Source organism: Vibrio jasicida 090810c (assembly GCF_002887615.1).
In the GTDB taxonomy this organism is placed as follows: Bacteria; Pseudomonadota; Gammaproteobacteria; order Enterobacterales; family Vibrionaceae; genus Vibrio; species Vibrio jasicida.
Genome location: NZ_CP025792.1, coordinates 1,053,314 through 1,067,461 on the forward strand (window position 1 = coordinate 1,053,314; position 14,148 = coordinate 1,067,461).

General features: G+C 46.9%; 16 protein-coding genes. All 16 read right to left on the bottom strand.

All coding sequences use genetic code 11. From position 1 onward, the window contains the following. Nucleotide 1: 1 nt before the first annotated feature. The 16 genes from C1S73_RS04945 to C1S73_RS05020 all read right to left on the bottom strand — a co-directional run bounded on the left by C1S73_RS04945 (nt 2) and on the right by C1S73_RS05020 (nt 13,708). Nucleotides 2–433: a CesT family type III secretion system chaperone gene (locus C1S73_RS04945; RefSeq protein ID WP_038866869.1), complete on the bottom strand. Its 432-nt coding sequence runs from the start codon at nt 431–433 to the stop codon at nt 2–4. 273 nt (nt 434–706) lie between these two features. Then, nucleotides 707–3,610, bottom strand: a complete 2,904-nt coding sequence (locus C1S73_RS04950) for an ADP-ribosyltransferase (RefSeq protein ID WP_038866868.1) — start codon at nt 3,608–3,610, stop codon at nt 707–709. Between the two features lie 3 nt (nt 3,611–3,613). Further along, nucleotides 3,614–4,009, bottom strand: coding sequence for a hypothetical protein (locus tag C1S73_RS04955; protein ID WP_038866867.1), 396 nt, complete (start codon nt 4,007–4,009; stop codon nt 3,614–3,616). A gap of 226 nt (nt 4,010–4,235) precedes the next feature. Then, nucleotides 4,236–4,871, bottom strand: coding sequence for an HrpE/YscL family type III secretion apparatus protein (locus tag C1S73_RS04960; RefSeq protein ID WP_038866865.1), 636 nt, complete (start codon nt 4,869–4,871; stop codon nt 4,236–4,238). After that, the gene (gene vscK / locus C1S73_RS04965; RefSeq protein WP_038866862.1) at nt 4,850–5,515 is read right to left on the bottom strand and encodes a SctK family type III secretion system sorting platform protein VscK; all 666 of its coding nucleotides are present in this window, start codon (nt 5,513–5,515) and stop codon (nt 4,850–4,852) included. The genes C1S73_RS04960 and vscK overlap by 22 nt, the downstream gene beginning before the upstream one ends. After that, nucleotides 5,508–6,239 carry a type III secretion system inner membrane ring lipoprotein SctJ gene (gene sctJ, locus C1S73_RS04970; RefSeq protein WP_010646247.1) on the bottom strand — a complete coding sequence of 244 codons (732 nt, stop codon included), beginning with the start codon at nt 6,237–6,239 and terminating at the stop codon, nt 5,508–5,510. The genes vscK and sctJ overlap by 8 nt, the downstream gene beginning before the upstream one ends. Before the next feature lie 32 nt (nt 6,240–6,271). Next, nucleotides 6,272–6,616 (bottom strand): type III secretion system inner rod subunit SctI, encoded by a 345-nt coding sequence (gene sctI / locus C1S73_RS04975; RefSeq protein ID WP_005426285.1) that lies wholly within the window; start codon nt 6,614–6,616, stop codon nt 6,272–6,274. Nucleotides 6,617–6,624: 8 nt separating this feature from the next. Then, nucleotides 6,625–7,287 carry a YopR family T3SS polymerization control protein gene (locus C1S73_RS04980; protein ID WP_038866861.1) on the bottom strand — a complete coding sequence of 221 codons (663 nt, stop codon included), beginning with the start codon at nt 7,285–7,287 and terminating at the stop codon, nt 6,625–6,627. Further along, complete coding sequence (locus C1S73_RS04985) at nt 7,287–7,643, bottom strand: YscG family type III secretion system chaperone (RefSeq protein WP_038866859.1); 357 nt, start codon at nt 7,641–7,643, stop codon at nt 7,287–7,289. The genes C1S73_RS04980 and C1S73_RS04985 overlap by 1 nt, the downstream gene beginning before the upstream one ends. Nucleotides 7,644–7,646: 3 nt before the next feature. Then, complete coding sequence (gene sctF / locus C1S73_RS04990; protein ID WP_005426103.1) at nt 7,647–7,895, bottom strand: type III secretion system needle filament subunit SctF; 249 nt, start codon at nt 7,893–7,895, stop codon at nt 7,647–7,649. A gap of 16 nt (nt 7,896–7,911) precedes the next feature. Continuing rightward, a complete protein-coding gene (locus C1S73_RS04995; protein WP_005426287.1) occupies nt 7,912–8,118 on the bottom strand; it encodes an EscE/YscE/SsaE family type III secretion system needle protein co-chaperone in 207 nt (68 codons plus the stop codon). After that, nucleotides 8,105–9,406 carry a type III secretion system inner membrane ring subunit SctD gene (gene sctD / locus C1S73_RS05000; RefSeq protein ID WP_038866858.1) on the bottom strand — a complete coding sequence of 434 codons (1,302 nt, stop codon included), beginning with the start codon at nt 9,404–9,406 and terminating at the stop codon, nt 8,105–8,107. The genes C1S73_RS04995 and sctD overlap by 14 nt, the downstream gene beginning before the upstream one ends. A gap of 5 nt (nt 9,407–9,411) precedes the next feature. Beyond that, complete coding sequence (gene sctC / locus C1S73_RS05005) at nt 9,412–11,283, bottom strand: type III secretion system outer membrane ring subunit SctC (RefSeq protein ID WP_038866857.1); 1,872 nt, start codon at nt 11,281–11,283, stop codon at nt 9,412–9,414. Beyond that, nucleotides 11,283–11,711 carry a YscB family type III secretion system chaperone gene (locus C1S73_RS05010; RefSeq protein ID WP_038866855.1) on the bottom strand — a complete coding sequence of 143 codons (429 nt, stop codon included), beginning with the start codon at nt 11,709–11,711 and terminating at the stop codon, nt 11,283–11,285. The genes sctC and C1S73_RS05010 overlap by 1 nt, the downstream gene beginning before the upstream one ends. 12 nt (nt 11,712–11,723) lie before the next feature. Further along, entirely contained in the window at nt 11,724–12,704 is a 981-nt protein-coding gene (locus C1S73_RS05015) for a T3SS regulon anti-activator ExsD domain-containing protein (RefSeq protein WP_038866853.1), read from the bottom strand. A gap of 143 nt (nt 12,705–12,847) precedes the next feature. Further along, on the bottom strand, nt 12,848–13,708 hold the full coding sequence (locus C1S73_RS05020) for an AraC family transcriptional regulator (RefSeq protein WP_038866851.1): 861 nt from the start codon (nt 13,706–13,708) through the stop codon (nt 12,848–12,850). Nucleotides 13,709–14,148: the final 440 nt, after the last annotated feature.

Genomic DNA, 14,148 nt, shown 5'->3' on the forward strand with positions numbered 1-14,148 from the left:
TTTATACCCTTAGTGTGGCAAATTGAGCCGCATCTATTGTCTGTGTTTGTTCTTGCGTAGCTGGCTCTTGAGCCGTTGCTGACTGTTTTAGCCAGTCCACAAGCTGAACAATCGACGCTTCAAAATATGTCTCAGTTAACATCGTTTGATGAATGTGAATAAAGCCGATGTAACCAGCATCTTCATCCCAACATACGTAGGGCTCATCTTTGGTTAATGCCGCCTTCATGTGTTGAAAATAAACATCGGGATGTGGTTTCTCACCGGAAATTAAGCCAATAAGCGTCAGCTTCTCTTCATTTGTTCGAAGTGTAATCGCCACTTCGTTATCAATAATTAAGCGACAACAGCCTTCTTCATCAAATTCCAGCGTTTCTATTTGGCAACGCTTTGCAAAGTCGTTTAGAAGGGTCGATATAAATCCGTTGACCATCTGGTTTACATTCCTATTTTTATATTTACATCTCTGCGGTTTAGATAAGAACAGAGTATTGGCTGATGGAGTGATTATGCTGAATTCGGATGGGGGAATATGCTAGAAATGGTCGGCTTTTTTTCATTTTAAGCCGTTTATGATAAGACACATGATGAGAATAGAAAAAAGCTCAGCATGGTGTGCTGAGCTTTACTGTTTCAGTCTCAAGCAAGCTAAAACTGTTGAGAGACCTCGAGTTGAATAGACTTACTTAAGTGGTTGAGCATTTGGCTAAACAAAGCCACCAGAGTACATTGGTTTAAAGGCTTCTGTTGCCGCTTTATCCGCATTCGCGGTATTGACGCTTGGTGCACTGGACTCTCGGCTCAGTACCACAACCTTGGTTTGCTCTTCCATGGTCGAGGGATTTTTCTTGATATGATCAATCAGGTCAGCAAGCTCTGCCTCTCCTTTTGGATCGCTTTGACCACTTAGGCCCGCTTTATCCATCTCTGGCGTCGTTATGCGTATGGTCACATGAGGTTTGCGGCTCCCCGTAGCCACTTCTGCATCGTAAATTCGCTTTTTCATCACCGTATTGGCTGAAGGCGGGTAACCTTTCTCCAGGTGTAAGGTATAGCTTTGTTCCACAGTAAAAGACATCCCTGCAGGAACCAAGATTTCTCTCTCACCTTCCGCATTACTGATGGGTTCAATATTCACCCCAAGGTCTGGCGCCGGGTTAATGACCAAAAGCGCACCTTTCGCCATATAACTTTGTGCCACGTCTGGAGCACGCGTTGTACTCATAAAGCCAGGAAACTGAAAACCGGTTCCCTTCTCTAACGCCGCATCGGCAACACTGGTGTGACAGCCATGCCAGACTTTACCGGAGTATCGTTCAAACATTGGAGAGTCTATCGCAGCCTGTAACATATCCACGTTCTGGCGATACTCCTTCTTCGCCTGCGCTCGCTCAGCAGAACTTGTGTATTGATTACGTTTTAGGAACGATTGAAGACGCATCTCCATTTCACTCTCGTTCTTGGGTGGAGCAAAATCGCCGTAGCCTGGGTTGATAATATTTGCGCCATTCCCTGTATAGAATCGAGTCGTCGCCAGCAGCATCGCGTTAATCAGCGTCGCTTGGTTATTTGCATCATCACCAATGGCTTCTAATACCGCTTGTTGGCGTTCAGCTGGTGTGGCTTTGCTACTCGCGACATCCTGTAAAAAGCCCAACGCATCTTGATGATCGGGTTTGTTTTTTAGCACCAACTGAGCATCAAGCATGTTCGACTTATCTACCGTGCGAAAGGTTTCCCACACGTCATTACGCTCACCGTAACGAAAAACATTACTTAGCGATCCTTCCTGTGAAGATTCCGCCAACAAAGACGCAGCATTACTGAGAAGCTGTTGGTATTGCGCAGGAGACTTACCCTCCAACCAGTTGCCTAATGCTTCCGCTTTAACACCATCGATAAATGGTTGCCCTGACGGTTTTCGCTCAGGCAATTCCGGCATGGTTCGCTGCTCGGTATTGTATAACTTCAAGTCATTCATATTTTGCGGAGCGTAGTGAATTTTCTCTGAAGCTAGGCCAAAGGTATCGTCTGCTGCTTGATCACTCTGCGCTGCCTGCGCCAGTACATCAAGATACTCACTCCCAGCATATTGTGATGGGTAGCCTTTCCCTTGAGTCACAGATTGATCGAACTCTTCGACACTCATTTTCACCGGTTCAATCGCGGGTAGATGAACCTCTTGTCCATTTAGTGTGATTGTCTTGGCATCCATACCGGGTAAGTCGATGTCTTGGGTTATCAGCCCCTCGTAAGCACCAAGCCAATTGCCCGTCTCACGTGCTTGCCACGCCATCATGCCATCACTGTCTACTGTCGCAGCACCGTGGTCATTGTGCTCCATTGCATAAGCATCCAGTGCTCCCATGATCTCTGTAAAACTGTGATCACGCGGCTGAATCATCCACCCCAACAGCAAGGCTCGAAAGGCTTGCGCTTCAGAAGCAGGCATTTTGAGAAGGCGTGCCACTTCGTACATAAAAGAGGTGGTACTGGATGGCCCCGCAAACATAGGTAACTTCTTATCCATGTTTTGTTGGCGCCAGTTGACCGAGGTTGGTTTATCGTCGCCAATCGTGGTTAACGTTTTGTCATTGATAACGAAACCACCATAGCCGGACTCATGTTCTGGACGCTCTTTTAAAGCAACGGCGTCATTGTGATAAGCCGCAGGCTTCATAGCCTCCTGCATTCCTTGAAACTTGAATCCGGTCCCTTTGTGAGGATCGCCATTTTGACGACTGCCGATAAAGTCATTGCCAGTTTTTTTGCCGAGCACTTCACTTGTATTCCAATCGGCATACTTAAGCCATGCCCAACCGTGGGGCTGGGTGGTGGTCGGCGTCGAGATCTCTGGCTGCGCCCCTTCACCGTGTAAGTGGAAAATGTTCAGCCTTTGGTTTGCTTCCTTAGCATTCAGCAGCGGCTGATTCACAGCATCGCCCATCATCTTAAGTCGTGAAGGATCACGAAATACCCTCAAATGGCTATAAGCTAATGTAGTCAGTACCCGAGCATTGGCTTTAGGGTCCTTGAGTACGCTGTTGAGCTGTTCTGCCCACTTAACGTCATCATCACTCCAGCCGTCCAGAAAACCGATGCCAGCGTCTTCATTTTTCTTTGCTACTGGCACTGAAGGATCTTTCGCTTGAGCGATCGCTACGTTTTCTAGGATCCGACGCAAAAACGATTGAGACATGTACTCAACGGCAGGGCTCTGCAGCAGGTCATTGCCCAAATGGTTAAACTCAAATGCTTGGTTAGCTTCTGCAATCTTTTCCACCGACTGAGCGACTATCTGGTTTTTCACCGCGTCAGAGGTTGTTGGAAACTGCGCATTTACCTTGTCTCGGACTAAATTTTCAATGCTACCTTCATACTGGGCAGCACGCATGATGGCGTGATTAAACTCTTCCTCGGCCTGACGCAATGGTGGCATCGGGACTGGTTGCGTGTTCAGCGGCGGTTGATTGCCGACTAAGGAAACGGAGACCGATGAAACCTGACTTAAAGAGGTATTAGCCGCGGTGCTTGCCGCGCTTAGTGTCTGCTGTGAGGACAGCAAAGCCGCAGTACTTGCCGCGCCGTCTGTTCGAATCGTTGTTTGCATCGATCACCCCGCAGTGGATTCAGTGATCGCATCAAACAAGGCACTGCGTAAACTGAGTGCATTTTGCCAAAAGACATTGAGATCGCTATTCACCACAGACTCATCCGGCAATGCAAAGTTGAGTACAACAGTGGCGTTGTCAGAGGCTAACGAGAACGACGCAATGCCGACAACATCGGGGTGAGAATTCAGCGCCAGCAGTTTGGAAGGTGATATTCCCCCCTCAGGCTGCTTGGCTGGTGACAAAGGGAACATGACCACCATGCGGTTTTCATAATTGAAAATCGTGGCGTAATGCATGCCATCTTCGCCAACTAAGTTGCATTGACCATTCAAAAGCTGCCATTGCCCGCCAGATAAGTCGGATAGCCAGTTGTTTATGATTTCTTCTTTGTTCATTGCGAGGACCCCTTTTCGTATTGAGTAATCAAAACGATAAGCGTAAGGGCATTCGCCATATATCACTTTTGGTCAGAAGTTTTTAGGGCGCCTTTTATCGGCTAGCGCTCACGGCTTTCAGTTGAATGCTAGTGAGAGGAAATTGATGCTGAATCTAGAAATAGCCAGCCACTGAAAATAAAAAAGCCCAGCATGGCTGGACTTACGGGGAACAAAAATAAACGAGTTATGGCTGTATCTGCTGGCGTTCGCTCAATTGCTTGGTGATGGCATTCTTGAGTGCTTGTAGCTGCCCGTCGATGCTCGCATCAATAATACCGACCTCGGTCTCCAATATGCAACCGCCGTTTTTTAAACGTGCATCAGCAATGACTTCAACGTACCCCACTTCAGGGAAATCACTGAGTATGGAGGAAACCTTCTCCCGCACTTCAGTAACCTGCTCTGGGTGTACGTGCAGAATCACTTGCTTTTGGTTACTGACGAGCTGGAGCGCCTCTCTCACGACACTTGCAGTGGTATCCACATCATCAAAGCTGTTGATGATCTTTCTGACGGCATCGAGCACAACGCCTGTCATTTTTTGCTCGACCTGCAAATAGTACTCGTTGCATCGAGCAAGTGTTGCCAGCATGGTTTCGGCGTTCTCGATCTTCGCTTGATCGATGCCGTCCTGATAACCTCGCTGCCTCTCTAGCTCATAGGCTTCGTCCGCTTTCGCAATGATACTTTCTGCTTTTGAGTGCGCCGCCTCAACCAAATGCTGCGAATCTAAGTAACTCACATAGTCTTTTGCTTTGAGCACTTTTAAGCCCGGCGCCAATTGCAAGTTGTCGGTTTTTATTTCAACAAATGAAACCATTGAGGAATTACCTGTTTTGCGATTTTCTTGATAAGTCGATATGCGAGATCACGATGCGCGTCATCCAACCAATCAGCACTGCGATCCGTCAGCGTCAGTTGACGATCGAGCTTAAACTGCCATCGTTGCACTAGCTCTGATGGTGACTTTGCCAGTAAGAACGTGACCCATAAATACCCCAGCTCTCGGGCTGTCTTTTCAAAGCTTTTTTCGTCAAGGCTGGTTGGCAGTGGCTTTTGCCAACCGCTGGGCCAGTTGGAAATCATCATCGGTCCTTGTTGGATCAAAAAACGCGTTTCATCCACTCCAAAGACCTGATTAAGACATTGTTTAGGTTGCTTTAGCACCACTTGGCGCATCGCTTGGCAATGCATGATTCCGCCAATCATCAACAGCAGTCGATTTGTTGCCTCTACAGGCAGTAAAGCCAGACTGTTGTATGGATGATTAAAAGCATGATCCGTAATTGGCGACAACGCCCAGTCTTCAATACACCACTGATTGATGGCCGCTTGGTCTCTCCAGCCTTGGAGTTTTAACAACCAAGGCTGTTTTTCCATTACCCAACTTTCGTCAATATAACTGCAAGGGCAATAGTTAAACTGATGCTGAATTTGGGAAACTGGCGTTTCGGAATTAACCACGTTTCACGTTCCTGCGGCACCAAGCAAACGTTGCTGCGTTAGAGCCAATGATCAGTAGTACCAAGAAAACAAGGATAGCAATCAGATGGCTTGCGGTGTCTTTGGTCACTTGAATCGACAGAATGCTTTCGAATTGATTACCTTGAGACGTCACGCGAACTTCCGAAGATGGCACCATCACCACGCTAATACGATCGTAGTTCAACCCTTCGATACTGTTGTTTACTAACAGCTTAATTTGAGGGACATAAGAGTCCAACGCGACATCCGCAGCATGCTTGATAAACACAGATGCCGATGCTGGCGTTGGGCGCTCACCAGGACGAAGATTTTGGTCTTCAAGTACCACGTGAACGCGAGCAACCAACACCCCATCAATTTGTGACAATGTGGACGACAGCTCTTGCGATTTCGCGTAAATAAGTCTCGCTCGCTCGGCAAGCGGAGACGAAATCAGATCGTCTTTCGGGAAGACTTCTTTAAGTGTCGAGAACTGCTCTCTTGGGTAACCTTTGCGCTTAAGCGCATCAACCGCAAACGCAATTTGTGCGTTATCTACCATCAGCTTGACAGTGTTGTCTTTATCCGGTTCTTTGGTGGCGACGACGCCTTCAGAAAGTAAGATTGACAACATTTCGTTGCCTTCTTTCTGGCTTACACCGGTGTAAAGTTCGGTCTGACAACCCACCAAAAATAGAACCAGTAACATGCTTACTGCACGCATTGTTTTTCTTGTGATGACTGACTTCATTGTAACTACTGTGCCTTTAACAGTGTTTCTACGTTTTGCGTCGTTTTACCTACCGTCTTGGCGATCAGTTCCTCTTGAAAGGTAATTCGAGTCAACGCCCATTGCATTTGCAAAAGCTGAGCAGGATCGTCACCCACCATTTTCATACTGTCGGTTAAACTGCTTTTTGCGTTATCGATGGTATTTTTCAGTTCGCTTATGTTTTCTAACAAACCACCTTCTAAACCATTGTTTCCTTCCGGGGCCAACATCGCTTGCTCGAAACGTTCGCTAAGCCCATCCTGAGCTTGCGCATCTTGCACTTGCTCTAGATTCGTCTGCATGACTTCGGTGTACTGCGTATTGATCATCTGCGTTCCTATGAGAGCTCTAGTTTGTGGCTGTAAGTCAGCATGTTTTTGACCATTGAGTTGATTTGTATAACAAAGCTCAACTCTTCCCGAACCATGTCTAACAATGGCTCTTGATCAGGAATGTCTTTCAACTCGGCCCAGCTATGCCAAAGTGCTTGTTCCTTTTGCGCCCCCAGAGGGAAATGCTCAGACAGCAGCACTTTTAGCTCATCACGGTCTTTTGGAGGATCGGCGAGCAAACGTCCAGAAAAGCTGCCCAGTAACTCTTGTTCGAGTGAAGCCAGTAATTCTGGAGACGCTTTATCGGTGCCTTTTACGCTTCTTTCCTGGCTAAGCGCATACCACAACGCCTCTTTCTGCTCGCTTGGAGAAGTAAGCGCTCCTTCAAGTGAGCGGCTAAGTGCCGTTGAGCTAAAGTTTCCGGAACTCTTGAGCGCTTCATACCACTCTTTAATTGCCGTCACTTTGGCCTCAGACTGAGAGACGATGTCCGTGCTTTTTTGCACTGGCGATGCGCTCTTGTTTGATGAATTGCTTTCTGATGCACTGTAGTCTGATGCACTTTCACTCATCAAACGGCTCATCTTGTTTGCCTCGTGCGGATCAACTTTGGTTGGCTGCTGAACCTGACTGAGCACATAGTTGAGCGAGTTGTTTTCAACCTTCATTAAAGGTTCCTGATATCCTGAGAGAAGCTCGTTGCAAAGGCTTGGCTTTCTTCACTGCCTTTTGAAGCCATCGCCAGCCAAGATTCTGCTTTGCTCGCTAACCCTGCTTTACCCGCCGCCAAAGCTGCTAAACAGACTAAGTTAGGAGAGTTCACGCACACAGGTTCAAGCAAGCGATGCGCCTCTTCGTAGCGACCACGATTCATCAAACTCATAGAACGAATCATTGCCACAACTTCTTCGGTATCCCCTTGGGATTCGAGGCAAGACGCAATCGTCTCTGCCTCTTCGTGGCGATGCATACCGGTTGCCATCAAAGCCGTTTCGGCCAGCAGCAAACGCATGTCTTTTTCCATAACTTACACCTTCTGCAGAATCGACTGCATCACATCCTTGATAGCACGAGTGGTGGTCGCGTTGATGTTGTAAACCACCGACCATTTGTTGATGGTGTGCTGCAATTCAGCCAGCTTTGATGGGTCATCAGCGTTCGTTTCTAGGTTTTTGATCGCTTCATTCACGGCTTCATTCGCCGCTTTTGCTTGTTCTTCTAGTTTCGCTTTAACATCATCGAGATAAACACTGTTACTCGCATCGTAAAATGACATAGGTATCGCCTCTTGGTTATTTATTGCATTCGACAGTTTCAATCACAGCTAGGGCCGCTTGATAGGCTTCATGCTGTTTGAGTAGCAACTGATATTCATGGGGGGCACAGCCAAGATCGAGCTGGCGCTTAACTGCAGATTGCGCTTGCTTGAACTTGAGGACAATGGCCTCTTTCTGTTCCTGCCCTGAGTCGCTTTGTAGTAGTTGTTCAAGATTTGTCATTGGTATTTCCACCTTCATACCCTAGATCGATCGTGATCACTCGCCCGCCTTTCACCAGCTCTATTCCTGATGGGGTGACGCTAGAAATGCGATACCCTTGAGGGGTGCGAGCCCCAACCATGTAACGAACATTGTCCGTAAGAATCACATAAGGGACTTGGCCGAAATTCACGCTACGAAACGGAAAATCGATGTTGGTTCCCTTGCTTACTTTAGGAATGGACTTCAAAACCAAATAAGGTTTCTCGCCATACTGCTCACGGAAATCCCTCGTTACGCCATAAAAGCGAGTGGTCTCGATATCGTCCAACTCACCGCGCACTTCAATACGATCGCCACTTGTTACTAACTGAACTTTCTTTAGTAACTCTGCTTTTTCAAGCAAGGCTTTGAGCGTATCCATATAGGCGCCCGCTCTTTGCAGTTCAACCTTCCAAGCGACCAGTCCCGGGACATCGCGTTCTAATATCTGCTCGACTTGGCTCCAACGGCTCGCGTCATCAATGTACCCCGTTAAGAGCAGCGTGCCGGTCTCTTCACCATTCTCAACTTTGACTTGGTGATAACCGAGGTTACGCAAGATAAAGCGCACGCCGCGACGAATCTCTTCCATGGTTCGCAGGTCACTTTTGTAGTTGATCCCTAGTGCGTCAATTCTTCCCAACAGTTGCAGTTTTGCGGTTCTATCCTCGACGTACCCTTCCAGTACTGCTTGCCTTGCCGTGGCATTCCATTCAACCCGCACATCATCGAGCTTCAATTCGCTCAGAATATTGCGCACTAAAACGATGGGCTCCGCTTCCGTGATGGCATCGCTGTCGCTGGCTCGGATTTGGCTATACCAAACACCGGCAAATATCACGCTTGGGATCAGGCTGCACATCAAGCCGATCAAGACTGTTCTCTTCCAACCTGATGACGGTTTATGACTGACCGGTGTCGCTTGTTTATCCGCGGCTTCCGTCGTGATATCGATCGCCAAGTCGTCTTCAAGATGCCCTACCGCAAACGTTAATCGGCCAACCGAAACCAAGGCGTTGCGTGATAATTCAATCCCATTAGCGTCAACGGTAACGCTCTCGTTATTGATCGAAACCTCATTACAATCACGCAGTAAGACGGTATCGCCATCGCATACCAATACAAGGTGACTCGCCTTGATGTCCGAATCGGTCAACACAAGGTCGGCGGTAAAGTCATCGCTCCCCAACACCAATGAATCATTGGGTAAGGTCACCTCTACTCCGGCATGAACACCAGAGAGAATACGAATTTTCCATTGCTGCATTGAGGCTATTGCTCCTCTAATGGTCGAATGCAATGATTCTCTGAGCCATCACACTCTTTGATTTGCACTCGCCATCCTTTCTGCCCTGAAGGCAGCTCGCATTGTGATAACAGCGAAGATTTGCCCTGTGACAATAGATCTTGTTGATAACGCTCCGCTTGTACTTGAGATGTACAGCTGTAGAGCGCGAGTGCCGATTTCAGATCTACACTGTTATTTGAAATATTGTTCAAGGTGCCGAGCTTCGGCCTCAAGTCATACTCATTACCGATAAGCACGTTGTCGCCAATGCCATCGACAACAATTCTCGGCTCAATAATGAACATGCGCACCGTTCTTCTGGTGGTATCGGTCGTACTTCTGAACAAGGCACCAAGGTATGGGATGTCCCCTAACAAAGGCACTTTACGCAGTTGATGACTGATTTCATCACGGTATACACCACCGATGAGTAGGCTCTGACCTTGCTTCACGGTCGCTAACGTGCTGATCTCTGTTTTTCGGATAGATGGCACATCATCAACACCGCCATCTGGAATTTGCGCACCATCTTCAAGATGCAAACTCAGGTTGATTTCAGGTCTTTCAACAAATCTATCTCCAACAATGCGTGGGACGATTCGCAGTAAGGTACCGTAGGTCACTTCTTCAAGCGCTGCAGTTTCTTTACCGATCAACTTGACGTAGAACGTACTGCTGTTGTTTAGGACCGCTTCAACGTTTTCTTGAGTTAGCAAAGTCGGTCGAGACACGACTTGAGCGCTACCTTGAGATTCCAACAAACGAATTTGAGCCAACAAGTAGTTTAAGTTGGTCGCATCAAGCAGTGACTTAAAAGTCTGCCCGCTACCTAACGTCACATCACCACCATCAACGTCACCTGTGGTTTTGATGTCTAAAATACTGTTGTTACCGACCTCGATACCCGCTCGCCAATCCACACCCAGTTGGCTCAAATCGTTCGCGCTGATATCGACAATAGAGAGTGCCACTTCAATTCGTGACTGTGGCTGATCCAACTGAGCGACTAACTTGCGGTACAAAGGCAGACGCGCTTGCGTATCACGCACTATGATGGCGTTTAAACCTGGCTCTGCTTCAACCGACGCACCGCCGTGTACAGAAACATTCTTCGTCGTGGTTGCAGCCGTATTGATGTCCGCTTCTTCACTCTCTTTGGTTGCCTTGATCTGAGTTTGAACGCCCGACAATACTCGGCTTAATACCGATGCAATGCCCGGCACCGTCACCGCTTGATCGCGATAAGTGATTTCTCTGTCCGTCGCTGAGGCATATTTCAAAGGAATAATTTCAACAAACAGTTCATCGGTAGAGTTCGACTTTTGAACCAATCGGCTTTCCAGCGCTTCGGCCGTTTGCACAACCAAATCAACGTATCTAGGTGGCCCCGCCAAGTAAACCAGCCCTTTGTTCTCTGCCGCACGCCAACCGTAACGAGAGTCCCAAATCCCTGTTGATATCAGAGTACTTCGTAGCTCACGGGCAGTAAGAAGTTCAAGCTGTAACAGTCGTGAACGGGTTTCCGTCGCTTTGTACACATGCAACACCGCGCCATCGAAATACCACATCAGGTTGTAGACCTGTGCTAGATAATCAAGAAACTCGGCTGGGTCTTCTGGCGTAAATCGGCCACTGACTCGATCGTTTACCTTGTCACTGACCGACACCGAAACGCGATAGTTAGCGCCAAAGTTATTCAATAGTTCTTTTAAAGAGTCATTGTCGGCATAGTAACGAAACGGCTGATCAGGCCAATTCAACTCTGATGCGTGTAAAGGCAATGCCGTCAACAAACTCAAAGTACATGCAACAGACCAAACAAGTCGGCGTAGTTGTTTTTGTAAAACGGCAAGCATTATGGAATCCAAATACTGTGGCTGACGGTATGGTTAACGCGTTGGTGCTCTAGCACACCACTAAACTGCTCCACCAAATTCACATGCTGGGAGAGCTGGGCGCATAATGCTTCTGTGGTAACGCTTTCCATATTCATCTTTCCTTGCACAATCAACTGCTCGTTATCATTCACCGTCAGTGTGCTGCTCGTGTCGCGCAGTGTCTTCAAAGAGAGCTGCATACAATGTTTGAGCGTCTGCTCTTTTTGGTAATCGAGGTGCTGTTCAAACTGAAATGGGAGCACGGTTTCCCACAAGACCCATGATGAATGCTGCCGAATGTTAAGCAGCATCTGGTCGACTTCAATATCGTAGGAACCATTATTTGAGGCAATAAAATCCCCAACCCCAAGCGTTGCCGCGAGGGATTTCATCATTTGATCTAACATATTTAGCTCTATTTAAATCTGGCTGAGATGGTTACAAGCTTGACCGCACTGGTTACTCTGAATATCAAAATAGTAGTGATCCACATTGCCAACAGTGTGCATGTCTTGAAACCACTGCCAAATCTTCGCAACCGCATTTAAGTCGCTGTACACAAGGTCACAAGCGTCCCACACGTCGTTGAGTTCCGGCGCTTGCACTCGAGCTTCGCCACACCAGACTTTCCATTCGGAGATAAACTTATCTGAGGTCTCACCGTACTGAGATAAACCTTTGAGCTTATCAAGCGTTGGCTTCCACTCCTCTACCATCGCTCGGTGAGATTCGACTGCCTGATTTTGTTGTTCATTAAGAACATCCAGCTGCTCATACAGTTCACTCTGCTGGCTCTGGATCAGTGCTAACTGCTGCTCTGCAAAAATCGCACTGCTTTCTTCTGTCGACAGTCTCAACCAGTAGTCTTTCTGAATACTCAGCTGATTAATCAACTGCTCAAGCTTGATGGTGTCATGCAACACCGCCTGATCTGTCTTTCGGTTCACCCACTCATTCAGGGTTAAATACATTGAAAGAATCAGCGTTTTAGGTGACGCCAAATTGAAGCGAAACCCTAATCGGCTGTTAATGTAATCCAGCCTTTGCTCAAAAGAGCTCAACACGTGATTATCACTCAGTTGCCCACCCACCTCGAGAAAGAGGCGCATGGCAAACCGGTCTAAAGAGGTACCAAACCTTTGATAGGTTTTCACCACTTGGCTTGCACATAAGCAATCAACGACATTGCGGTCAAGCAAACGTTGTAGCAAAGACAATTGTTCTGAACTCAGAACGTCTTCACTAAGCAGTTGTCGGTGATTGACATTAACAACATTGGGCACTTGCGATGATTGGGTTAAACCTTCGTATCTTGCGCCTCTCTGCAATACAGTGACCTTCCTTTGCGTCACAATGTTGTTAGGAAAAAGCGAACGGCGTCGCCAATGCAGCTTTTTCATTGGTGTTGTTCTCCGCATCTACTTCGAACAATCCAGAAGGAAGTAGAGGTAATAGTTTTGTTCGTTGTTACGCTGAGCATAATAGAGTTTACGCCAGTTGATGCCTTTCAAAATTAGTCAGAAAATTTTAGTCGTCAGACATTTCACTTAGCAATAGCGACTTGTTCATCCCCAGAACGTACACGACTTGGTGTCGTTCCAAAACGGCGTCGGTAGCTTTGCGTAAAGTAAGATTGGCTAGAAAAGCCCGCTTCCATTGCGACGTCGACAATGCTCATTTTGCTGGTAAGCAATAACTTATGGGCATGCAGCAAACGGCGCTCACTGATCCACGCTCTAGGAGAAACGCCATAGTGCTCGTTAAAGAGCTCTTTAAACGTCGTCAGGCTCGCGCCAAACTCTTGAGCGTAGTCGGTCAGCTTCCACTCCTTCAGGTAATGGAGTTCCATAAAGCGACGCAGTCGGTCTGAGGTTTTGTTGGTCAGCTGTGATAATAACGCATACAGGTTCTCACCTTGCTCACCGTGGAGCAATAAGATGAGCATTTCCTCGTATTTTAAGCGCATGATGGTGTCAGGATAAGACTGCTCTTCTAGCGTCTTCATCCCTGATAAGGTCTGCTCTATCAACAAATTGAAAGTAAACGGGAATAATCCAGACTGAACGTTCTCAACTTTTGGTAGCGACATCAGTAAATCACTGTGCTTTTGCAAAAATTGACTGACAAGTTCATTGTCGAATTCGATCACTGACGCCGTATATTGGCCATCTACTGGCGTGTATTCTAGTAAGTAATCCCCTTGAGAGAGATACACCCCACAACCAGCGACCACATCTAACGTGCAGTCCCCCGTCTGAACTCTCAATTGTCCATTGTGAACGACAACAATGTGAGACTTGCGAGAATGAAATACTTCATCGTATTTTTCATAGTAGCAAGCACTATGGATTTTTCGCGATAGCGAGTTGACCCTTTCTGTGTTTAGTTGGCCTAACACATCCATTTTCTACCCTTCATAATTCTAATTTCTCTAATCCCACTAGAGAAATGCCATAGCCTGACTCACACCCAATACGCAAACGTACACGCGGATGTGTAATCAAAACGATGTCAATTAAAGAAGCAAAGAAAAGAGCATAGGTGCGATAGCACGACCATACTCCCCGAATAAATTATAAATAGCTCAAAAACTGCCTGTAGCAGCAAAAAATAATCTTGGAAAAACGTCTCGATATTGTTATGTGATATTCTCGAGAATTAATAAGCTTTTGCTAAAGTTCAACTTATAACTAGTGATACTCAAACAACCAAAGCTCTTATTATATTAGAATAAATGAAAGTACTAATATTTAAGCCTACTTTCATTAATATTGGTATTTCCACAAAAAACGAAGTGTTTATTTTTAAACCATTCTATCTAGCCAACTTCTCAGAAGCGGGGGA

Excerpts from the sequence above, each read along its gene's own strand:
- C1S73_RS04945 (WP_038866869.1), bottom strand. The coding sequence starts at position 433 with ATGGTCAACGGATTTATATCGACCCTTCTAAACGACTTTGCAAAGCGT.
- C1S73_RS04950 (WP_038866868.1), bottom strand. The coding sequence starts at position 3,610 with ATGCAAACAACGATTCGAACAGACGGCGCGGCAAGTACTGCGGCTTTG.
- C1S73_RS04955 (WP_038866867.1), bottom strand. The coding sequence starts at position 4,009 with ATGAACAAAGAAGAAATCATAAACAACTGGCTATCCGACTTATCTGGC.
- C1S73_RS04960 (WP_038866865.1), bottom strand. The coding sequence starts at position 4,871 with ATGGTTTCATTTGTTGAAATAAAAACCGACAACTTGCAATTGGCGCCG.
- sctJ (WP_010646247.1), bottom strand. The coding sequence starts at position 6,239 with ATGCGTGCAGTAAGCATGTTACTGGTTCTATTTTTGGTGGGTTGTCAG.
- sctI (WP_005426285.1), bottom strand. The coding sequence starts at position 6,616 with ATGATCAATACGCAGTACACCGAAGTCATGCAGACGAATCTAGAGCAA.
- C1S73_RS04980 (WP_038866861.1), bottom strand. The coding sequence starts at position 7,287 with ATGAAGGTTGAAAACAACTCGCTCAACTATGTGCTCAGTCAGGTTCAG.
- C1S73_RS04985 (WP_038866859.1), bottom strand. The coding sequence starts at position 7,643 with ATGGAAAAAGACATGCGTTTGCTGCTGGCCGAAACGGCTTTGATGGCA.
- sctF (WP_005426103.1), bottom strand. The coding sequence starts at position 7,895 with ATGTCATTTTACGATGCGAGTAACAGTGTTTATCTCGATGATGTTAAA.
- C1S73_RS04995 (WP_005426287.1), bottom strand. The coding sequence starts at position 8,118 with ATGACAAATCTTGAACAACTACTACAAAGCGACTCAGGGCAGGAACAG.
- sctD (WP_038866858.1), bottom strand. The coding sequence starts at position 9,406 with ATGCAGCAATGGAAAATTCGTATTCTCTCTGGTGTTCATGCCGGAGTA.
- sctC (WP_038866857.1), bottom strand. The coding sequence starts at position 11,283 with ATGCTTGCCGTTTTACAAAAACAACTACGCCGACTTGTTTGGTCTGTT.
- C1S73_RS05010 (WP_038866855.1), bottom strand. The coding sequence starts at position 11,711 with ATGTTAGATCAAATGATGAAATCCCTCGCGGCAACGCTTGGGGTTGGG.
- C1S73_RS05015 (WP_038866853.1), bottom strand. The coding sequence starts at position 12,704 with ATGAAAAAGCTGCATTGGCGACGCCGTTCGCTTTTTCCTAACAACATT.
- C1S73_RS05020 (WP_038866851.1), bottom strand. The coding sequence starts at position 13,708 with ATGGATGTGTTAGGCCAACTAAACACAGAAAGGGTCAACTCGCTATCG.